The sequence below is a fragment of the Paraburkholderia sp. RCC_158 genome, assembly GCF_041355255.1.
Lineage (GTDB): Bacteria > Pseudomonadota > Gammaproteobacteria > Burkholderiales > Burkholderiaceae > Paraburkholderia > Paraburkholderia graminis.
In genome coordinates this window covers 179,529-200,250 of record NZ_JBFUPM010000012.1, presented here as the reverse complement: position 1 = coordinate 200,250, position 20,722 = coordinate 179,529, and the positions used below count along the sequence as shown (strand labels likewise).

Genomic DNA, 20,722 nt, shown 5'->3' with positions numbered 1-20,722 from the left:
GAAAAGCATGCCGAGGATCGCTCAGGCTTCGCGATTCGCGACGCCGGCCGATTCGAAGCTCGCCATCTCGTTGATGAACGCGCAGGCCGCGCGCAGCAGCGGCACGGCGAGCGCAGCACCCGTGCCTTCGCCGAGCCGCATGTCGAGCGCGAGCAATGGCGTGGCGCCGAAATGATCGAGCATACGCCGATGCCCCGCTTCGTTCGACGCATGCGCGAACACGCAGTATTCGCGCACGTTCGGCGCAATGGCGTTTGCGACCAGCAGCGCCGAACTCGCAATGAAGCCGTCGACCAGAATCGTCATGCGCGCCTGCGCCGCCGCCAGATAGGCGCCCGCCATCATCGCGATTTCAAAGCCACCGAAGGTGGCGAGCACATCGAGCACATCGAGCGGATTGTGCCGATCGTGCGGATCATGCGATGCACCGTGATGCGCGAGCGCCGCGGCCAGCACGTTGCGCTTTTTCGCGAGCCCCGCGTCGTCGAGACCGGTGCCGCGGCCCACGCACTCGTCGATCGGCACGCCGCACAAGCGGCTCATCAGACACGCCGCCGCCGACGTGTTCGCAATGCCCATTTCGCCGAAGCCGATCACGTTGCTGCCGAGCGCCGCGTGATGCCGCACGCGCGCGGCGCCGGCGTGCATTGCGGCGAGCGCCTGGTCACGCGTCATCGCCGGTTCGTGCGCGAAGTTGCGCGTGCCCGCTGCAATCGGAATGTCGATGAGGCCGTCCGTGTGCAGCAGCGGCGTGGCGATACCGGCGTTCACGACTTCGAGTTCGACGGCGGCCACGCGGCTCAACGCATTGACCGCCGCACCGCCCGCGAGAAAATTCGCGACCATCTGCGCGGTCACCGCTTGTGGATAAGGGCTCACGCCTTCAGCGGCAATGCCATGATCGCCGGCGAAGACGATCAACGCGGGTCGCTGTACGTTGGGACGCGTGCTGCGCTGGATCAAACCCATCTGACGCGCGAGCGTTTCAAGCTGGCCGAGACTGCCGGGCGGCTTCGTCTTCGTATCGATGATGTGCTGAAGCTCGGCGCGCAACGTCTCATCGAGCGGTTCAACTTCGGACAATGCGGACAAGCCTGGCGTGGAAGTCATGAGTTCGTGAAGATAGATGATGTTGTGGTCTGGCTACCGGCTTGCCGATGTGTCATGAACCGAAGACGATTCATGACGTGAACGCGGCGCGGGAATCAGCGCCTCGTGCTCGCCATCGCGAATCAGAATCAGCGGATAGCCGAATACGCGGCTCGTCAACGCGGGCGTCAGTACATCGTGCGCGGGACCCGCATAGGCAGCGCCCGCGCCGTCCAGAAGCAGCGCGTGCGTCGCGAACCGGCGCGCGAGATTCAGGTCGTGACAGGAGAACAGAACCGTGCGTCCCGGCTCGCGTGTCCATTCGCTTAGCGCTTCCAGGCACTCTATCTGATGATGCAAGTCGAGATGCGACAGCGGTTCATCGAGCAGCAACAGCGGCGCTTGCTGGCACAGCACCCCGGCGAGCGAGACACGCTGACGTTCGCCGCCTGAGAGCGACAGCACGTCGCGCGCGGCGAATTCGTTGAGGCCGAGCACATCGAGCGCGGCGTGCGCCGCCTCGCGATCGGCCTCGCGCTCCCAGCCCCAGCCGGTCAGATGCGGAAAGCGGTTGAGCATGACGATGTCGAGCACGCTTGCGCTGAAAGCGTCGGGCGCGCTTTGCGGCATCAACGCGCGACGCTGCGCAAGCTGCTGACCATGCCAGCGAGCAAGCGGCACGCCGTCGAGTTCGACCTGTCCCGCCGACGGTTGCTTCAAGCCGGCCAACGTCGATAGAAGCGTCGTCTTGCCCGCGCCGTTCGGACCGGCCACGCACCAGATCTCGCCGGGATAGAACGTATGCGTGAAGGCGTCGAGCAAGGCGCGTGCGCCGGCACGCAACGTCACGCGTTGCGCGCTGAGCGCGGGCTGAGCCTGGTTGGAGGTGTGATGGGAGGCGTGCATCATCGGCGGGCGCGCAGCAGCATCCACAGAAACACGGGCACGCCGATGATCGACGTGATCACGCCGACCGGCAATTGCGCCGGCGCGATCACGAGGCGTGCGATCAGGTCCGCGCCCATCACCGCGACGCCGCCGCCGAGCGCCGCGGCGGGCAGCAGCATGCGCTGGTCGTTGCCGAACGCGAGCCGCAGCACATGCGGCACAACTAGCCCGACGAAGCCGATGGTGCCCGCCGTCGTCACGGCCGCGGCCGCCGCGAGCGAGGCCGCGAGATAGACGCGCAAGCGCAGCGGCATGACCGCCACGCCGAGCGCTTCTGCGACGGCGTCGCCTCGCAAAAGCACGTTCAGACGCGGCGCAACCGGCACGATGACAACTACAACGACCACGAGCGCCGCAAGCGCCGTCCACGGCATCGCATTGCCGTTGAGGTCGCCGGTGAGCCAGAACAACATGCCGCGCAGACGATTGTCGGGCGCGAGGTTCAGCAGCAACGTGATCAGCGCGCCCCAACCCGCCGCGATGACCGCGCCCGTCAACAGCAAACGCGGCGACGTGTCCTGCGGCTCGCCGCGCCACAACTCGCGGCGCGCGAGACCGAGCACGAGCAGAATCGACACGAACGCGCCTGCGAACGCGGACGCATCGACGAGCCACCACGCGCTGCCGGCGATCATCGCGATCAGCGCGAAGCTCGCGGCCCCGCCCGATACGCCCAACACGTAGGGCTCCGCGAGCGGATTGCGCAACAGCACTTGCAGCAGCGCACCGGCCATTGCGAGCAATGCGCCGCACGCGAAACCGGCCAATGCGCGCGGCAAGCGCAGCGTGCGCACGATTTCGCCGGCGAGATCGTCGGAGGCGCTTGCAGAGCCGGACGCGGACGCCGACGCATGCAACGGCGACAGCGCCTCGATCACGCGCGCGGGCGCGAGCGAGACGCTGCCCAACGCGAGCGACGCCATCAGCACGACCAGCGCGGCGAGCGCGAGCACGAGCCAGATCGCGGCGGCGCGCTTCGCGGTCATCGCGTGCAATGCGGCGGGCAGCGAACCTGGATGACGGCTCATCGGCGCGCTCTCAACATGGCGCGCGCATCACTGCTGCTGCCAGCCGAGCGTGACATACGCACCGCGCCCCGGCGAGTTATACGAGTAGGCCGTTTCATAGTCCTTGTTCAACAGATTCTGGATTTGCGCGGCCACGTACCAGGCTTTCGTGATGTTGTAGCGCGCGGACAGATTCACGATGCCGTAGCCGCCGAGCTTGCCGCTGCTGTCCTCGCGCGGGCCGCTCACGATCCACTCGCCGCCCACGCGCCACCCTGCGATGCTGCGGTTTAACGTCAAGGACGCGAAGCGCCGCGCGCGCCGCACGAGGTCCACGTCGTTGTCGAGATCGACGGGATTTTGCAGCGTGACCGATGCGCGCACATCGGTCTTGCCCACATGTCCGCTCCACGATCCCTCGAGCCCCTGCACTTTTGCATGCCCCACGTTCTCCGCCAGATAGATGCCCGGCGTGACCTGCTGATAGTCGATCAGATTCGAATAACGCGTCTGGAAAGCACTCAAACGCATCACGCCCAACGCATTCGACGCGTACTGCAGCGCCGCTTCGAGCGAATGGCTGCGCTCGGGCTGAATCGACGGATTGCCGCTTAGCGGATAGTACAGATCGTCGAAGCTCGGCGCGCGAAACGAATCCGAATAGCTTGCGCTCAGCTTCCAATGCGGCGTGATGTCGAACCCATAGCCGAGATAGTAACTGTTCGCTCCGCCGAAATCGGAGTACTGGTCGCGCCGCACGTTGGCCTGGATCTGATTGCGTCCGAAGCGCGCCGTGTAGCCCGCGAAGACGGAATCGACATGCCGCGTGGGCGCGGCGAACGTATCGGAGTCGAGGCTCTGATCGAGATGCTCGTAGCCCACGCGCAGTTTTTGCTGCGCGGCCAGCGCGAAATCGTTCTGCCACGTGTATTGCCGGTTGTCGGTATCGAAGCGTCCGTTGTAGAGGCCGTTGGTCTTCGATACGCTGCGGTCGTCGCCTTCGGACACGATGAAGTGCGTGGTCCACCAGTCGGTCAGCTTGCCGTTGGCGAACGCCGACACCTGCCGCACTTTCGTGTAGAGGTTGTTCAGATCGGTCGGTGCGCCGTACGCATTGTCGTAGCTGTTGTTGCCGTTCGACTGCAGATAGCGGACGCCCGCGTCCCATTGGTCGTTGAACTTGTGGCGCAGCGACGCCGAAATGCTCTCGTTCAGATAGCCGTTCGCGTTCGGATTCGCGTTGGGCGCCTCGCGCGGATTCAGCGCTGAAAAGCCGTCGTCTTTCGAGCGCGCGAGCGAAATGCTGAAGGTCGTGCGGCCGTCTTTATCCAATGCGCCGTTCGCGCCCACCTGCTGCGTCTGCGTGTGATAGCTGCCGTAGCCCACAGAGAAATTGAAACGCGGCGGATGCGCGCCGCCGTCTTTCGTAAACACCTGTACCACGCCGCCGATCGCGCCCGAGCCGTATAACGCGGACACGTTGCCGTTCACGACCTCGACGTGATCGATCTGATCGAGCGGAATCTGCGCGATTTGCGCGGTGCCGAGACTCACGGAATCGACGCGCACGCCGTCGATGAGAATCAGCGATTGCGTCGACGACGCGCCGCGCAAATAAAGGCTCGCCGTCGAACCGGGCCCGCCTGTACGCGAGATTTGCGCGCCGGGCGCGAGTTGCAGCAGGCCGGGCAGATCCGTTGCGGTGGTGTCGGCCAGGTCCTGCTGATCGAATAGCGACGTCTGCGGGATCGTATCGGCAAGCGCTTGCGGTCCGCGCTCGGCGGTCACCACGACGGGCGATAAAACAGTGGACGATGCAGTGGACGCAGCAGTGGACGAAGCGTCGGCGTTTGCAGGCGCGGCGGCCTGCGCATGCGCGAGATGGGGCAGCCCGGCAAAAGCGAGCAGCACCGCGCGGGCGATGGGGGACAGCATGAAGTGAGATTTCCCGTGGATGGCGTGCGCGGCCCGCTTCCCCGCAGGCCGTCGCGTAACGAGGCGCGTGCGCTTTTGATAATTCGCGCCGCGCGCCCCTCCCTCTGGCCGGTATCCGGGCTAACGACTTTCGATCCCGCCTTCCCACGCGTGACGCGCAGTGGCACACTCGCGAGTTGAACCGGAACACGCGATGGGGATCGAACTGCAAAAGCGCGAACTGCTGTTCGAAATACGATTCGTACCGCAGCACTGAACTGCGATGAGCAGCATTGAACTGCAGCGAATGCGACGAACTGCAATGCGCGCGAAATGCGGTCGCTTACCGTTGCGGGGGCAGCGCAGGTTGGCGCGTTCGGGTAGAACGGCGCGGCCTGCTTCCCGTTTAACTGCGCGCACAATGAAATGCGCGCGGGCACCAGAGTGCGGCCAGTGTATGAGCGCCCTCTGAGTCAGTCAAGAACGCGGGCCGCGAGAGCGATTCATTCGGACAGGGTCGAGCTATTGTCCGACGCGATCTCCGGCACGCGCGTAGTTTCTCTTCTTCAGTCGAAAAAAGGCTGCAAAAAGCGGGGTTGTTACGTCTCGAAACGAGACAAATGTCGGAACGTGCGACATTCCGCGCTAAAATGCGATGTCTTTAGAGGACGCAGCACATGCTCACCGAACTCGAAACACTTTCACAGAATATCGGCAAGCTGATCGCGATCAGCCAGCGCCACAATGAAGCGCGCCTCGCGCTCGAAGAGCAACTCGCGCAGTCGCGCGCCGAAGCCGAAGCTACGCGCACGGAACTTGCGCTGCTGCGCGAGGAACGCGACGCACTGCAAGCGGAGCGCGACGCGCTGTCGGCCAAGATCGACGACGCGCAGGTGCGCCTGAACGCGATCCTCGAAAAATTGCCGCGTGCGCGTGCGCACAACGAGCCGGACAACCAGCTCGATCTGCTCGAGCCCGCTCCGCACGAGGTCGAAACAGAGAGCGACGCCACTCGCCACGGAGAAAATGCATGACGACCAAGCAGATCGAAGTATCGATTCTCGGCGTGCCCTATCGCCTCGCCTGCTCGCCGGAAACGGAAGGCGCGCTGCTTGAAGCAGTCGCGCGAGTCGACGCCGAAATGTCGAAGATCCGCAATAACAGCAACGTGCGCGGCACGGATCGCATTGCAGTCATGGCTGCGCTGTCGCTGGCATCCGAACTGCTTAAGCTGCAAACAAGCGTGCGTCACGGAGAAGCATTTCCCGCTGAAGAAATCCGGCGTACAATGCATCAAATGAACGAGCAACTGGGTACTGTCATCGAGCAGTACAGCGTGCAGTAAGTTGCAAGTAGCATGTTGAGAGCAGTGCGGCCGGTGCTGATACCGGCTGCGGATTCAAACGGAAAGTAAGCAGGCAAGGTTCGTGAAGCATGCACGAACTGCGCGAGGCGAACAGGTCCCCAACGTTTGAGTCAATCGTTTCAGTGTCATCGGTTTTGCTTCATCGGTTTAGCTTCCCTGCCTGGTTCGCCAAGGTCATATATTCCTTGAACCAATGCCATGTGCACGGTTGCGGAAATTTGTAGCACGGGCGTGCGCGTCACTCTGTCTGATGTACCCGAAGTGCTGCTAACTGCGACCAATTCTGAACCCCCGGTTCAGGATGCCGGCCTAGCGGCTAAGGCGGGGACCTTATTTGGAACGGCATCGGACTTGCGTCCGGTGCCGTTTTTGTTTGGGCGCCGTGCTTCTTCAAACCCCTAACGTTCAATTCGATTCATGCGCTACTGGCTAATGAAGTCCGAACCGGACGAAGCAAGCATCGACCATCTCGCCAACGCCGCGCACCGCACGCTGCCGTGGACGGGCGTGCGCAACTATCAGGCTCGCAACTTCATGCGCGATGGCATGCAGATCGGCGACGGCGTGCTGTTCTATCACTCGAGCTGCCCCGAGCCGGGCATCGCGGGGCTTGCTGAAGTCGCGTCCACGGCCTATCCGGACCCCACGCAGTTCGATAGCAAGAGCCCGTATTACGACCCGAAGTCGTCGCAGGAAACGCCGCGCTGGCTGCTCGTCGACGTCGTGTTCAAGAAGAAGATTCCGTTGATTCCGCTCGCCGCCTTGCGCGAGCATGAAGAACTGAAGGGCATGCGCGTGCTCGCGAGAGGCAACCGTCTGTCGATCACGCCAGTGACCGAAGCGGAGTGGCGCTTCATCACGACGCGGCTCGTTTGACGTCGCGCGGCCCACGTTGCCGCAACGCTGCAGCAACGTTGAAGCAAGGTTAAATTAGGGAACCAAGCTCAGGTTACGAGCGCCTAACGGACTCGCAAACGGCTTCGGCAAGTGTCGTGCCGTTGCGTCGCGCTCGCCTCGTCGCGCGCAACCCTGTTCAAGCATGGAGTCCAATAATGACGAAACACACCGCACGTGCACTCGCTTTCGCGCTGGTCTGCGCGGCGCCCGCTGCACTCGCGCTCACGCCCGCCGTTGCGCGCGCGCAGAGCGTCGTGCCCTATCAACCGGCCGGCGTGCTGTCGCTGAATGCGCAAGCGAGCGCGGACGTACCGCAAGACGTGGTCGACATCACGCTCTTTTATGAGCAGGAAGCAAGCGATCCGTCGGCGCTCACGTCAACGCTGAATCAGCGTGCCGATTCCGCGTTGCAAAAAGCAAAGGGTGTGAGCGGCGTGACCGCGCGCACCGGTTCGTTCTCGATTTATCCGTCGACCGATCGTGACGGGCGCATCTCCGCATGGCGCGGCCGCACGGAGATCGTGCTCGAGTCGCACGACTTCACCGCGGCGTCGAAGCTCGCGGGGCAAATGGCCTCCATCATGCAGGTCGGCAACGTGCAGTTCTCGCTGTCGCCCGCGGCGCAGCGCGTGGCCGAACAGAAGCTCACCGGCGAGGCGATCAAGTCGTTCCGCGAGCAGGCGGCATCGTCCGCGCAGGCGTTCGGCTACAGCGGCTATTCGATCCGCGAGGTCAACGTCGGGCACAACGGCTCGATGCCGCGGCCGGTCATGATGATGAGCGCGCGCGCGATGGGCGCGGACGCGAAGATGGCTGCACCGGTGCCGATAGAAGGCGGCACGTCGACGGTGACGGTGAATGTGTCAGGCTCGGTGCAGATGAAGTAATACGCTGGCACTTCGCTGGATATTCGGCCAAACAAAAACGCCACGGGCATGCATTGCATCCCGTGGCGTTTTGCTGTCCATCGCGCGCCGAAAAAAACGCGCGCCGCGCGTTACGGCAACGCGTGAGCCGCTTCGCTGCGGCCGCGCCGATACGACCATACCAGCATCGCGATGCCCGCGAGAATCATCGGCAGCGAAAGCCATTGGCCCATCGAGAGACCCATTGCGAGAAGACCGAGGAAGTCGTCGGGCTCGCGTGCGAATTCCACCGTGAAGCGCGCGAGGCCATAGCCGATCAGGAACACGGCGGAAATCGCGCCCATCGGCTTCGGCTTGCGCGAGAAGAAGAACATGACGAAGAACAGCGCGATGCCTTCGAGCGCGATCTCGTACAGCTCCGACGGATGACGCGGCAGCATGTGATATTGCGCGAACACTTCGTTCAGATGCCATTGCGCGGCGAGTTGCGGATGCGCGGCGAGCCACGCGGCGTCGTCGGGCGCGGCGCCGGGAAAGAGCATCGCCCACGGCGCGGACGGGTCGGTCACGCGCCCCCACAACTCGCCGTTGATGAAGTTGCCGAGCCGCCCCGCGGCGAGCCCGGTCGGCACCATCGGCGCAACGAAGTCGGTGACCTGCAGCCACGAGCGTTTGCGCTGATACGCGAACAGCACCATCGCGAACGTCACGCCGAGAAAGCCGCCGTGAAACGACATGCCGCCTTCCCACACCTTGAAGATGTCGAGCGGATGCGCGAGGTAAAAGCTCGCCTTGTAGAACAGCACGTAGCCGAGCCGGCCGCCGAGAATCGTGCCGAGCACGCCGTAAAACAGCATGTCGTCGATGTCTTTCGGCGTCCAGCCTTGCGCGGCGACGTACGGCAAGCGCAGCCGCAGCCGGCCGACGACGATCGCCGCGATGAACGCGACGAGGTACATCAGTCCATACCAGCGCACGGCGAGCGGCCCCAGGTGAATGGCGACGGGGTCGAAGTTCGGGTGAATGAGCATCGTGTTGTTATGGGCAGTTCGGGTTCAGAAGCGGGTTGGTAGGGATGACGGACGGCTCGCGCGCCGTCTGCATTGGACGGCTTTGCGCGCAATGCGTTCGCCGCCGTGGCGCTAGACGCGTGACGTGGCCGGCTGCGTGTCTGCAGCGGCCGCATGCGCCCGCGCGATGTCGATAAAGCCCGCGAGCACCGGACTCACCTCGGCGCTGCGCCAGACGAGGCCGGTCTCGATGGCGGGCACGGACTCGCGCAACGGCCGGTACACGACGCCGGTGCGGCGCAGGTTACGCAGCGATTGCGGCACCAGTGCGACACCCATGCCGGCCGACACGAGGCTGACGATGGTCTGCATCTGTATCGCCTCCTGGCCGATGCGCGGCACGAGCCCCGCGACGCCGTAGCAATCCATAATGATGTCATAAAAGCCCGGCGCCAAACGTCTTGGGAAGATGACGAGCGGCGCGTCGGCGACCTCGCGCAGGCTGACCGGCGCGTCCAGCCATTCGGCGTGCGGCTCGCCGGCGCTATCCGTGGCCGCCGCGGCATGCGCCCCACCATGCGCGACCCGCGCCGCCATCTCCGTCGACATCGCGATGACGAGCGGCTCGCGCTCGATCGGCAGCCACGAAAGCTGCATCGCATGACGCGACGGCAGCGGCGCGATCACGAGGCCGGCGTCGATGCGGCCGGCCACCAGTTCGTCCACCTGCACGTCGCTCGTGGCTTCGGTCAGTTCGAGCCGCACGCGCGGATAACGCGCGCCGAACTCGCGCAAGAGCCGCGGCAGCAAACCGTAATCCGCCGTCGATACGAACGCCAGCGAGAGCACGCCCGCCTCGCCACGCGCAAGACTTTGCGCAAGCGGCCGCAATCCTTCGGCGCCCGCCAGCAGACGCTGAACTTCGGGCAACAGGTCGGCGCCGACGCGCGTCAGCTCCACCGAGCGCTTGGTGCGCGCGAACAGCTCGACGCCGAGCGTCTCCTCGAGCGCGCGAATTGCCTGCGACAACGGCGGCTGCGTCATCGACAGGCGCGCGGCGGCGCGGCCGAAGTGCTTTTCTTCGGCCACGGTCACGAAATAGCGCAATTGACGCAGGTCGGGAACGGCGGGCAGCATGATTAAGACATTTTACGACCTAATAAGCCGCTAATAATATATTGGACACGCATCTCGCAAAATTGCATTCTTGCCCGACGCGTCCGAACTACACTGGACCGACCAGCAAAACAAACAGACTGGAGTTCCCCATGCCATACAACCGTCGTTCGAAGAACATCACGCAAGGCGTGGCCCGTTCGCCGAACCGCTCGATGTACTACGCACTCGGCTATCAGAAGGAAGACTTCGACAAGCCGATGATCGGCATCGCGAACGGCCATTCGACGATCACGCCCTGCAACGCCGGCCTGCAGCGTCTTGCCGACGCCGCCGTCGCCGCGGTCAAGGGCGCGGACGCGAATCCGCAGATCTTCGGCACGCCGACCATCTCGGACGGCATGTCGATGGGCACCGAAGGCATGAAGTACTCGCTCGTCTCACGCGAAGTGATCGCCGACTGCATCGAGACCTGCGTACAAGGCCAATGGATGGACGGCGTGGTCGTGATCGGCGGCTGCGACAAGAACATGCCCGGCGGCATGATCGGCCTCGCGCGCATGAACGTGCCGGGCATCTACGTGTATGGCGGCACGATCCGTCCGGGCAACTGGAAGGGCACCGATCTGACCATCGTGTCGTCGTTCGAGGCGGTCGGCGAATTCACGGCCGGCCGCATGTCGGAAGAGGATTTCGAAGGCATCGAGAAGAACGCGTGCCCGTCGACGGGTTCGTGCGGCGGCATGTACACGGCCAACACGATGAGCTCGTCATTCGAAGCGCTCGGCATGTCGCTGCTGTATTCGTCGACGATGGCGAACCCCGACGAGGAAAAGGTCGATTCGGCGGCCGAGTCGGCGCGCGTGCTCGTCGAAGCGGTCAAGAAAGACCTGAAGCCGCGCGACATCATCACGAAGAAGTCGATTGAAAACGCCGTCGCGCTGATCATGGCGACGGGCGGCTCGACCAACGCGGTGCTGCACTATCTGGCGATCGCGCACGCGGCTGAAGTGGAATGGACGATCGAGGACTTCGAGCGCATCCGCAAAAAAGTGCCGGTGATCTGCAATCTGAAACCATCGGGCCAGTACGTCGCGACCGACCTGCACAAGGCCGGCGGCATTCCACAGGTCATGAAGATTCTGCTCGACGCGGGTCTGTTGCATGGCGACTGCATCACCATCACGGGCAAGACGCTCGCCGAAGAACTGAAGGACGTGCCGGGCAAGCCGCGCGCCGATCAGCAGGTGATCTTCCCGATCGAGAAGGCGCTGTACAAGGAAGGCCATCTCGCGATCCTGAAGGGCAATCTCGCCGAAGACGGCGCGGTGGCGAAGATCACGGGCCTCAAGAACCCGGTGATCACCGGGCCGGCTCGCGTGTTCGACGACGAGCAAAGCGCGCTCGAAGCGATTCTGGCCGATAGGATCGTTGCCGGCGATGTCGTCGTGCTGCGCTATCTCGGCCCGAAGGGCGGTCCGGGCATGCCGGAAATGCTCGCGCCGACGTCGGCGATTATCGGCAAAGGGCTCGGCGAAAGCGTCGGCCTCATCACCGACGGACGCTTTTCGGGCGGCACATGGGGCATGGTGGTCGGCCACGTCGCGCCGGAAGCGTTCGTCGGCGGCACGATCGGGCTCGTGCAGGAAGGCGACTCGATCACCATCGACGCACACAGGTTGCTCTTGCAACTGAACGTCGACGACGCCGAATTGCAGCGCCGCCGCGCCGCCTGGCAGCAGCCGAAGCCGCGCTACACGCGCGGCGTGCTGGCGAAGTACTCGGCGCTGGCGTTGCCGGCCAACAAGGGGGCGGTCACCGGTTGATGGCGATGCGGTTTGGAAGCGACGCGGGAAGGTTTGTAACGATGCAGGCGGGCAAAACGTCGCTGCATTAGCCCTACGTAAAAGCGAAAGGGGCGCACGAAAAACCGTGTGCCCCTTTCCTTTTATAATGCCTGCACCACAAGCCGGGCATCCGCACCGGCGGAGACCAGAATGAAATCAATGTCGTATGCGGTGCTTGCAGCGGCTGCCGTGTTCGCCGCGTTGTCGATGGGCGTCAGCGCGACCGCGCATGCGGAAGCGGCGGCGGGACTCGCGCTTGCACAACAGCAAAACTGCATGAGCTGCCACTCGGTGGCGCGGCCGTTCATGGGCCCGGCGCTGCACGACGTGGCCGCGAAATATTCGGGCCGCGAAGACGCGACCACTTATCTCAAGCACAAGATTCTGGATGGCAGCACCGGCGTGTGGGGCCAGGTGCCGATGCCCGCGAATACGCAGCTCACGCCCGACCAGGCGGCCACGCTCGCGAGCTGGGTGTTGACGTTGAAGTAGCGCGGCTTGCTTTGATCGGCGTTGGTCGACCTTGGTCGGGTACGAGCGGGCCGCGTCTGAACTGTTCGTTCGATAGAGCGAGCCGCGCTCGATACGCGACCCTCTCTTCGATCACGCTTTCGGTGTTCGCCGCGCGATCTCCGCTTCCACCGCTTCGCGTACCCAGCCCGTCATTTCGTTCGCGAGCGTGGACACCACTTCGCGTGTGATCTGATCGACGAGCCGGGTCGTGTGCTCCTGCACGGCGCTGCGGCAGCGCGCTTCGACGATGCCGCGTCCATCGCCCGCCAGAAAATCCGCGAATCGTTCCTGTAGACGCCCGGCGATGACCTCTGCATCGACGGCGGACGATGCCTGCTCGCCCGCTTCGTGCGCGAAATCCGGCGGCACGGTGGCGCCCGCTTCGAGCGGCGTCGGCGGCTCGGTGCGATCGAACACGCCCGCCGATGCAGCCAGCACCTCGTCATGCGCGTGCTCGGCTTCGGCTGCGCGATGGGCATCGTCGGGATAGGTGGTTGGCTGTGCGTGCTGTGCGGAATGCGCCGGCGTCGCTGCGCCAGGCTCCGGTGCAAGCACGGGCTCGGGGGTCAACGTTTGTTCGGGCGAGAGAACCGGCTGCGGTGCGAGTTCGGGCTCGGCTGTTAGGCCGGGCTCACGCAGGTCTTCGGGTTCGCGCAGAGGTGTATCGGAGCGAGCCGCGGGCTGAGCGGCACTCTGAGGGGCACTCTGAGCCGTAGGCTGAATGGCGGCCTCAGCGGGCTGAGTAGCGGGCTTAGTAGCGGGCTGAGCCGCGCTTTTAGTATCGGTCTGGGTAGCGACCGGCGCAGGCGCTGGCGCGGCCGCAGTACCAGCCGGTGCAGTACCAGCCGGTGCAGTACCAGCCGGTGCAGCACCTGCCGATGCGGTACCAGCCGCCGCAGCACCAGCCGATTCACCACCGCCCGGCACAGCCCCCGGCACACCAGCCGCACCCCCACCGCCGCTCTGCGGCTCGCGCCGTTGCGCCGCATGGCCCGGCACCAGCACCTCTTGCAGAATAGGAATCGAATTATCGTTGGAATCGGACACGTGCGCCCTCCGTGTTTGAGTCGTAGCGGAAGCAGGCCGCGTATGCGCCGGCGCGCCTTGACAGGACACAACGCAACACATGACGCGAGGCGGGACGAAGCTCTAGCCGCCCTGCTTATAGTTGTTCAAAGCATAGCCGCGATCGCGATAGAAGCGATAGCGCTCGCGCCCGGCAATGAGTTCGTCATGTGCGTTACCGACCACTTCGAGCAACCTTTCGAAGCGCGCGAACTGCGCGGGCACCGTCGCACCGAGATTGAGAAGCACCTGATGATGCGGCACGTCGTCGAGGTTCGCGGCCAGCACGATCGGCGTTTGCGCGGCGAGCGGCGTGCCCGCCATGCAGTGCGGCACGAAGTCGAGCGCCGAGAAAGTCCACAGTTGCTCGTCGAACGCGCGCAGCCGCTCGGGCTCAGCCACGACGATGGTGGGCTGCCCCGCCTGATACGCCTTGCGCACCAGGCGGCACGCATAAAGCAGCGAGTCGCCGACGTTCGAATGGAAGTCGATTCGAGTCATCGGCGGCCCCGCTTTACGCTTTCGGCGCGCTCTGCGACACGTGGGACACCTGCGACGCGCGCAACGTTACTGCGATGCGTCATTGCGCCGCGCGGCCGTCCACGGCCCGACCGTCCGCGGCGCGATCGATCAAGAACTGCGCGAGCAACGGCACCGGACGTCCGGTGGCGCCCTTCGCCGCGCCGCTCTTCCACGCCGTGCCGGCAATGTCCAGATGCGCCCACGGATACGCGTCGGTGAAGCGCGACAGGAAGCACGCCGCCGTCACGCTGCCCGCCGGCCGGCCGCCGATATTCGCGAGGTCCGCGAAATTCGACTTGATCTGTTCCTGATACTCGTCGTCGAGCGGCAGGCGCCAGGCCGGGTCCGATGCCTCGCGCGATGCGTCGAGCAGCTCGCCCGCCAGCGCATCGTTCTTGGAGAAGAGGCCGCTGTTGTGATGACCGAGCGCGATGATGCAAGCGCCCGTCAGCGTGGCAATGTCGATCACCGCGGCGGGCTTGAAGCGCTCCGCATAAGTGAGCGCGTCGCACAAGATCAGACGGCCTTCGGCGTCCGTGTTGAGCACTTCGATTGTCAGGCCCTTCATGCTCGTGACGATGTCGCCCGGCTTGGTGGCCGTGCCCGAAGGCATGTTCTCGACAGCCGGAATGATGCCGACCACATTGATCTTCAGGCCCATTTCGGCGACCGCGCGCAATGTGCCCAGCACCGAACCGGCGCCGCACATGTCGTACTTCATTTCGTCCATGCCTTCGCCGGGCTTGAGCGAAATGCCGCCCGTGTCGAACGTCACGCCCTTGCCGACCAGCACGACCGGCGCGGCCTTCGCGGCGCCGCCCTGGTACTGCAGCACGATGAACTGCGCAGGTTCGGTGGAGCCCGCCGTGACCGACAGGAACGAGCCCATCTTCAGCGCTTCGCACTGTTTTTCGCCGAGCACTTCGACCTTCAGCTTCCAGTCTTTCGCGAGCTTCTTCGCGGTGTTCGCGAGATAAGTCGGCGTGCAGACGTTGCTCGGCAGATTGCCGAGGTCACGCGTCAAGTCCATGCCGTTGGCGAGCGCGGCGCCCTGCTTCGCGGCGAGCTTGGCGGCCTTCTCGTCGCCGGTATTCACGCTGAAGACGATGCGCTTCAGCGCGCGCGCCGAGTTGTCCGGCTTGCTCTTCATCTGCGTGAACTTGTAGGTCAGTTCGCGCAGCGCGAGAATCGCGGCGCGCACAGCCCAGTCGGCCGAACGCTCGAGGATGGGCAGTTGCGCCAGCGTGAACGTAACCTGCACGACCTTGGTGGCGAGCAACGCGCGCCATGCCGCGCGCACCGCTTCGCCATAGGCTTTCTGACTGAAAGCGTCCTGTTTGCCGAGCCCGACGAGCAGCACGCGCGATGCGCCGATACCCGAGACTTCATGCAGGAACAGCGTGCTGCCCGCTTTGCCTTCCATGTCGCCCGCCTTGATGATGCGGGTCAGGAGGCCCTTGGTGGCTACGTCGATTTCGAGTGCCGCGCCTGAGAGCGTCTGCGACTCGAACACGCCGATTACGATGCAATCCGATTTCCCGGTGAGGAAACCGTTTGACGAGCCTTTGGTCCAATCACAGGCTTTTATGCTAAAGTCCATCGCGCTTGTCCTCGGATAAAATCTGGGCTTAGGATGAAAGCCGCAATTATCCGCTATTTTTCCTGCGGCGGCTGCACCGGAGGCGTGGCGGAAAGCAATCCGCGCGTCGCTGAGAGCGCCCCCTCTCGTCATCAATAATGATCTTCGAACGCTCCCTCCAGCGCGAACTCGCGTATACGGCTGGTGCCGTGTTCATGGTTCTGCTTACGCTCGTGCTGACCACGATGATGATCCGCATCGTCGGCTTCGCGGCGCAAGGCGAGATCGACCCGCGCGACGTGCTGGTCCTGATCGGCCTGACCGTGATCGGCTATCTCGCCATCATGCTCGTCGCCACTTTGTTCGTGTCGATCCTGTTTGTGCTGACGCGCTGGTACAAAGACTCCGAGATGGTCGTGTGGCTTTCGTCGGGCGTGAGTCTCACCCGGTTTATCAAGCCCATCGGCATGTTCGCCACGCCGATCATTATTCTTATCTGTTTCTTCGTATTCGTCGGCTGGCCGTGGTCGAATCAGCAAAGCAAAATGATCCGCGCGCGCTTTCAGCAGCGCGACGAAGTTTCACTGCTCGCGCCTGGCCAGTTTCGCGAATCGGCTAGCAGCCATCGTGTGTTCTTCATCGAGAAGATGTCGCCGGATCAGGGCCACGTCGAGAACGTGTTCGTGACGAGCACCGAGAACGGCAAGGTCAACGTGGTGGTGTCGAAGAACGGCCATACCGAAACGCACAAGAACGGCGACCGCTTCGTCGTGCTCGAAAACGGCCGGCGCTATGAAGGCGAGCCGGGGCATCCGGATTTCCGCATCATGGAGTTCGAGCGTTACGGCGTCAAAATCGAGAGTCAGCCGGTGGTCAACACGCCCACCACGACGGGCACGCCCACGCTCACGCTGCTGCGCAATCCGACCCAGGTGAATCTCGCCGAATTCGCGTGGCGCGCGGGGCTGCCGCTTATCGCAATCAATCTGATGCTGCTCGCCATTCCGCTCGCGCATCAGAACCCGCGGCGCAGCCGCACGATCAATCTCGTGATGGCCGTGCTGATCTATCTGACGTATTCGAATCTGCTGAACGTCGTGCAGTCGTGGATCGAGCAAGGCAAGATGTCGTTCGCGCTCGGGCTCGTGATTCTGCATGTCATCGTGGCAGCGATTGTCGCGTTTATCTTCTGGCTGCGCGTGCGCAACCGGCCGCTCTTCACGAGGGCCATGTTCAGCCGTTCGCAGGGAGCCTGATCAATGCGCATCTATGAAAGGTACTTCGCGCGTCAGGTCTACCTCACGTTCATCTTCATTCTGTTCGCGTTTTCGGGCCTGTTCTTTTTCTTCGACCTGATCAACGAACTGAACTCGGTCGGCCACGGCAACTATAAATTCCAGTACGCGGTGCTGCGCGTCGCGCTGCAAACACCGTCGCGTTTCTACGAGATCATTCCGGTCGCCGCGCTGATCAGCGCGATCTACGTGTTCGCGCAAATGGCGGCGAATTCCGAGTACACGATCTTTCGCGTGTCCGGGCTCGCCACTAATCAGGCGCTGCGCTCGCTGCTGAAAATCGGCATTCCGCTGGTGTTTTTGACGTATCTGATCGGCGAAGTGGTCGGCCCGTACACGGATCAGTTGTCCGAGCGCGTGCGGCTCGAGGCGCTCGGGTCGTCGGTGTCGAGCAACTTCCAGTCGGGCGTATGGGTGAAGGACACGCTGACCGCGCGCGCCGACGGCGAGCAGGTCACGCGCTTTGTCAACGTCGGCGAACTGAAGCCGGACGCGACCATCAGCAACGTCCGCATTTACGAGTTCGATTCGAAGTTCCGGCTTTCGAATGTGCGCATTGCGAAGAGCGGCGTGTATCAGCCGCCCGGTCATTGGCAATTGACCGGCGTGACGGATACGCAGTTGATCGACGTGCCCCCGCCTTCCGGCACGCCGGCCGATGCGCTGAATCCGGTGTATCGCGCGAGGCAGGTTGCGCTGCCTGAATATTCGTTGCGCTCGGAATTGACGCCGCAGATTCTGTCGGTGCTGCTGGTGTCGCCGGATCGCATGTCGATGTTCAACCTGTTCCGCTACATTCAGCATTTGACCGAGAATCATCAGGACACGCAGCGCTATGAAATCGCGCTGTGGCGCAAGGTGCTGTATCCGTTCGCGGTGTTCGTGATGCTGGTGCTGTCGCTGCCCTTTGCGTATCTGCATACGCGCGCCGGCGTGGTCGGTATGAAGGTGTTCGGCGGGATCATGCTCGGCATGAGCTTCCAGTTGTTCAACACGCTGTTCTCGCATATCGGCACACTGAATACGTGGCCCGCGCCGTTGACGGCGGCCACGCCTGGACTGGTTTATCTGGTGCTCGGCCTCGTCGGGCTAAAGTGGGTTGATCGCCATTAGGAGCCTTCGCGATGGCTACGCATGGGTTGATCCTGTTTGGGCATGGCGCACGCGATGTGCGCTGGCGTGAGCCCTTTGAGCGGCTCGCGCAGAAGCTGCGCGCAGCGCGCGCTTCGGGCGCGAACGGCGACGATGGCCGCGTGCGTCTCGCTTTTCTGGAGTTGATGGAACCGGATTTGCCCACCGCGGTCGGCGAGCTTGTTGCCGACGGCTGCGATGCGATTACCGTCGTGCCGGTGTTCTTCGGGCAAGGCGGGCATATCAGGAAAGATCTGCCCGAGTTGATTCAGCGTTGCCGCGACGCGCAGCCTTCGGTGGAGATTACGTGCGCGGTTGCCGTGGGTGAGGATGAGGCTGTGCTCGATGCTGTCGTGGGGTATTGCTTGCGGCAGGAGTGATTCTTTTGTTCCAGGATCGCTAGTCGCAGCCGGCGTTTAAGCCGCCACCAGAATCCCGCCCGCCACAGAGCGCGCCGCGTCCTTCGCCTTCATACCGTCGCGCGCCGCAAACGCCTCGCCGATCATCAACAGACTCGGCTGCGAAGCGTCCAGCCATCTTTGCGCTTCGCCGGCAGCCAGTTCTTCGAGCGTCAACGTCAGCATGCGCTCACGCTCGGTGCTGCAGGCCTCGACAATCGCCACGGGCGTCGAAACCGGCTTGCCCGCGTCGATCAACTGCTGCGCAATCTCGACGCCGCTGTCACGCCCCATATAAAACACGAGCGAATCGGCGTTCACCTGCTCGCGAATTTCATCGGAGCCCGGCGCGCGGCTGAACGTCGCGAGTGCGACGCTGCGCGACACGCCGCGCAACGTCAACGAACGCTTCAGGGAGGCCGCGCTGGCGAGCGCAGCCGTGATGCCGGGCACCACTTCATACTCGATGCCCGCGGCCTCGAGCGCGCGCATCTCTTCGTCGGCGCGACCGAACAGCATCGGATCGCCGCCCTTCAGGCGCACGACGACTTCGTGTTCGAGAGCCGCATCGACGATCTGCTTGTTGATGAACTGCTGCGCCGTCGATAGCTGTCCGCAGCGCTTGCCGACAGCAATCCGCTTTGCGTGGGACGGCGCGTAGTCGAGCATCGCCGGCTCCACCAGCGCGTCGTGCAGCACGACGTCGGCGCTCGCGAGAAGCCGCGCACCGCGCACCGTGATCAGGTCGGCGGCGCCTGGTCCCGCGCCGATCAGATAAACCTTACCCATGTGTGTCAGCCTGTTCGTCAGTGCGCTCGCTGCCAATCAATCACCGTTACGCCGAGAACGCGCGGATCATGCCGGCCGCGACCGTGTGATGCGTCGCTTCGTCGATCAGCACGAACGCGCCCGTGCCCTGATGCGAGTCGTACACGTCGCACACCAGCGGCTTTTGCAACGTGAGCGCCACGCGGCCGATGTCGTTCATCGCGAGTTCGCGGCGATCCGTCGACTGCGACAGCGTATGCACGTCGAGCACTTCCTTGATCGAGCCGATGCGCGCGAACACGGTGTTGGTGGTCTGCTTCAGCAGATACTTGCGCTGTGTCGACAGCGGCGTGTCGTCAAACCAGCACAGGTCGGCCTCGACCTTCTTCGCGGGTTCGGGCGCGGCCTCGCGCAGCACGAACGTATCGCCGCGCGACACGTCGACGTCTTCCGCGAGACGGATCGTCACCGTCTGACCGGCAAACGCGCGGTCTACCGCAGCCGTGCCGCCCACCACCGGCGCGATGATCTCAGCAACCGTCGCTTCGCGATTAGCCGGCAGCACGACGATCGTGTCGCCGACCTTCACCTCGCCCGCTTCGACGCGGCCCATATAGCCGCGGAAGTCGTCGGCCTGGCTGCCGTCCTGGCGCGCGACCCATTGCACCGGGAAACGCAGCGCCTGGCCCGTCGGCACTTGCACCGGCAGCGCTTCGAGCAGATCGAGCAGCGGCTCGCCCGCGTACCACGGCATGCGTTCGCTGGCCGTCACGATGTTGTCGCCCTTCAGCGCCGACACCGGCACGAAGCGCACATCGCTCAAACCGAGCTGACGCGCGAGTTCGACATACGCGTCGCGAATCTCGTTGAAGCGCGTCTCGCTGTAGTCGACCAGATCCATCTTGTTGATCGCGACGATCGCATGCTGCAAGCCGAGCAGCTTCACGATCGCGCTGTGACGCTTGGTCTGCGGCAACAGTTGCGCGACGCCGTCGACGAAGGTCACGCGCGTTGCGTCGACGAGAATGATCGCCGCGTGCGCGGTCGATGCGCCCGTCACCATGTTGCGCGTGTACTGCTCGTGGCCCGGCGTATCGGCGATGATGAACTTGCGCTTCGCGGTCGCGAAGTAGCGATACGCGACGTCGATCGTGATGCCCTGCTCGCGTTCGGCTTCGAGACCGTCGGTGAGGAGCGCGAGGTCGATTTCGTCGCCGACGGTGCGCTTGTTCTTCGCGCGCGACAACGCGGAAAGCTGGTCGCTCAAGACAGCCTTGCTGTCGTACAGCAGGCGGCCGATCAACGTGCTCTTGCCGTCGTCGACGCTACCCGCGGTGATGAAGCGAAGCACGCCGAGGTCTTCTGGTTGGTGAATGCTGCTCATGATGTTC

20 protein-coding genes, 1 other RNA gene and 1 riboswitch are annotated in these 20,722 nt (G+C 63.9%); of the genes, 10 read left to right on the top strand and 11 right to left on the bottom strand.

Features of this window, described 5'->3' with window-relative positions; genetic code table 11:
- Positions 1-21 precede the first annotated feature (21 nt).
- Genes cobT through AB6809_RS22960 form a run of 4 tightly spaced genes read right to left on the bottom strand, consistent with a single transcriptional unit; the run spans position 22 to position 4,979 of the window.
- Positions 22-1,110 carry a nicotinate-nucleotide--dimethylbenzimidazole phosphoribosyltransferase gene (cobT, locus tag AB6809_RS22975; RefSeq protein WP_029971121.1) on the bottom strand — a complete coding sequence of 363 codons (1,089 nt, stop codon included), beginning with the start codon at positions 1,108-1,110 and terminating at the stop codon, positions 22-24.
- 33 nt (positions 1,111-1,143) lie between these two features.
- Positions 1,144-1,998 carry an ABC transporter ATP-binding protein gene (locus tag AB6809_RS22970; RefSeq protein ID WP_371027280.1) on the bottom strand — a complete coding sequence of 285 codons (855 nt, stop codon included), beginning with the start codon at positions 1,996-1,998 and terminating at the stop codon, positions 1,144-1,146.
- Entirely contained in the window at positions 1,995-3,065 is a 1,071-nt protein-coding gene (locus tag AB6809_RS22965; protein WP_029971119.1) for an iron ABC transporter permease, read from the bottom strand. The genes AB6809_RS22970 and AB6809_RS22965 overlap by 4 nt, the downstream gene beginning before the upstream one ends.
- A gap of 27 nt (positions 3,066-3,092) precedes the next feature.
- Complete coding sequence (locus AB6809_RS22960) at positions 3,093-4,979, bottom strand: TonB-dependent receptor domain-containing protein (RefSeq protein ID WP_029971118.1); 1,887 nt, start codon at positions 4,977-4,979, stop codon at positions 3,093-3,095.
- A gap of 88 nt (positions 4,980-5,067) precedes the next feature.
- Positions 5,068-5,417, bottom strand: a riboswitch (cobalamin riboswitch).
- A gap of 218 nt (positions 5,418-5,635) precedes the next feature.
- On the opposite strand from AB6809_RS22960, the gene AB6809_RS22955 reads away from it, so the two are divergent.
- From AB6809_RS22955 to AB6809_RS22935, 5 genes are all read left to right on the top strand, one after another.
- Complete coding sequence (locus AB6809_RS22955) at positions 5,636-5,992, top strand: hypothetical protein (RefSeq protein WP_006048544.1); 357 nt, start codon at positions 5,636-5,638, stop codon at positions 5,990-5,992.
- Positions 5,989-6,303 (top strand): cell division protein ZapA, encoded by a 315-nt coding sequence (locus tag AB6809_RS22950; RefSeq protein WP_006048545.1) that lies wholly within the window; start codon positions 5,989-5,991, stop codon positions 6,301-6,303. Before AB6809_RS22955 ends, AB6809_RS22950 begins: the two co-directional genes overlap by 4 nt.
- Before the next feature lie 171 nt (positions 6,304-6,474).
- A non-coding RNA gene (gene ssrS / locus AB6809_RS22945) (6S RNA) lies at positions 6,475-6,656 on the top strand.
- 85 nt (positions 6,657-6,741) lie between these two features.
- Positions 6,742-7,200 carry an EVE domain-containing protein gene (locus tag AB6809_RS22940; RefSeq protein ID WP_371027278.1) on the top strand — a complete coding sequence of 153 codons (459 nt, stop codon included), beginning with the start codon at positions 6,742-6,744 and terminating at the stop codon, positions 7,198-7,200.
- Between the two features lie 176 nt (positions 7,201-7,376).
- Complete coding sequence (locus AB6809_RS22935; protein ID WP_006048547.1) at positions 7,377-8,108, top strand: SIMPL domain-containing protein; 732 nt, start codon at positions 7,377-7,379, stop codon at positions 8,106-8,108.
- Between the two features lie 110 nt (positions 8,109-8,218).
- Here AB6809_RS22935 and lgt read toward each other — a convergent pair whose 3' ends face one another.
- On the bottom strand, positions 8,219-9,118 hold the full coding sequence (lgt, locus tag AB6809_RS22930) for a prolipoprotein diacylglyceryl transferase (protein ID WP_029971117.1): 900 nt from the start codon (positions 9,116-9,118) through the stop codon (positions 8,219-8,221).
- A 111-nt stretch (positions 9,119-9,229) separates the two neighbouring features.
- Positions 9,230-10,234, bottom strand: coding sequence for a LysR family transcriptional regulator (locus AB6809_RS22925; protein WP_029971116.1), 1,005 nt, complete (start codon positions 10,232-10,234; stop codon positions 9,230-9,232).
- A gap of 131 nt (positions 10,235-10,365) precedes the next feature.
- Between AB6809_RS22925 and ilvD the strand changes: the two genes are divergently transcribed.
- Complete coding sequence (ilvD, locus tag AB6809_RS22920) at positions 10,366-12,039, top strand: dihydroxy-acid dehydratase (protein ID WP_029971115.1); 1,674 nt, start codon at positions 10,366-10,368, stop codon at positions 12,037-12,039.
- Positions 12,040-12,210: 171 nt separating this feature from the next.
- Positions 12,211-12,552 (top strand): c-type cytochrome, encoded by a 342-nt coding sequence (locus tag AB6809_RS22915; RefSeq protein WP_006048551.1) that lies wholly within the window; start codon positions 12,211-12,213, stop codon positions 12,550-12,552.
- Positions 12,553-12,663: 111 nt separating this feature from the next.
- Here AB6809_RS22915 and AB6809_RS22910 read toward each other — a convergent pair whose 3' ends face one another.
- From AB6809_RS22910 to AB6809_RS22900, 3 genes are all read right to left on the bottom strand, one after another.
- Entirely contained in the window at positions 12,664-13,620 is a 957-nt protein-coding gene (locus tag AB6809_RS22910) for a DUF2486 family protein (protein WP_029971114.1), read from the bottom strand.
- Between the two features lie 102 nt (positions 13,621-13,722).
- Positions 13,723-14,139 carry a DNA polymerase III subunit chi gene (locus AB6809_RS22905; protein WP_006048553.1) on the bottom strand — a complete coding sequence of 139 codons (417 nt, stop codon included), beginning with the start codon at positions 14,137-14,139 and terminating at the stop codon, positions 13,723-13,725.
- A gap of 79 nt (positions 14,140-14,218) precedes the next feature.
- Positions 14,219-15,760 (bottom strand): leucyl aminopeptidase, encoded by a 1,542-nt coding sequence (locus AB6809_RS22900; RefSeq protein ID WP_371027276.1) that lies wholly within the window; start codon positions 15,758-15,760, stop codon positions 14,219-14,221.
- Between the two features lie 137 nt (positions 15,761-15,897).
- Here AB6809_RS22900 and lptF point away from each other — a divergent pair, with 137 nt between their 5' ends.
- From lptF to AB6809_RS22885, 3 genes are read left to right on the top strand one after another with little or no spacing between them, the layout of a single operon-like run.
- The gene (gene lptF / locus AB6809_RS22895) at positions 15,898-16,995 is read left to right on the top strand and encodes an LPS export ABC transporter permease LptF (protein WP_006048555.1); all 1,098 of its coding nucleotides are present in this window, start codon (positions 15,898-15,900) and stop codon (positions 16,993-16,995) included.
- 3 nt (positions 16,996-16,998) lie between these two features.
- A complete protein-coding gene (gene lptG / locus AB6809_RS22890; RefSeq protein ID WP_006048556.1) occupies positions 16,999-18,147 on the top strand; it encodes an LPS export ABC transporter permease LptG in 1,149 nt (382 codons plus the stop codon).
- Between the two features lie 11 nt (positions 18,148-18,158).
- Positions 18,159-18,545 carry a sirohydrochlorin chelatase gene (locus tag AB6809_RS22885; RefSeq protein ID WP_029971112.1) on the top strand — a complete coding sequence of 129 codons (387 nt, stop codon included), beginning with the start codon at positions 18,159-18,161 and terminating at the stop codon, positions 18,543-18,545.
- A 36-nt stretch (positions 18,546-18,581) separates the two neighbouring features.
- Here AB6809_RS22885 and cobA read toward each other — a convergent pair whose 3' ends face one another.
- Together cobA and AB6809_RS22875 are read right to left on the bottom strand one after the other, a co-directional pair.
- A complete protein-coding gene (gene cobA / locus AB6809_RS22880) occupies positions 18,582-19,352 on the bottom strand; it encodes a uroporphyrinogen-III C-methyltransferase (RefSeq protein WP_029971111.1) in 771 nt (256 codons plus the stop codon).
- Between the two features lie 46 nt (positions 19,353-19,398).
- Positions 19,399-20,715 carry a sulfate adenylyltransferase subunit 1 gene (locus AB6809_RS22875; RefSeq protein WP_029971110.1) on the bottom strand — a complete coding sequence of 439 codons (1,317 nt, stop codon included), beginning with the start codon at positions 20,713-20,715 and terminating at the stop codon, positions 19,399-19,401.
- Positions 20,716-20,722 lie beyond the last annotated feature (7 nt).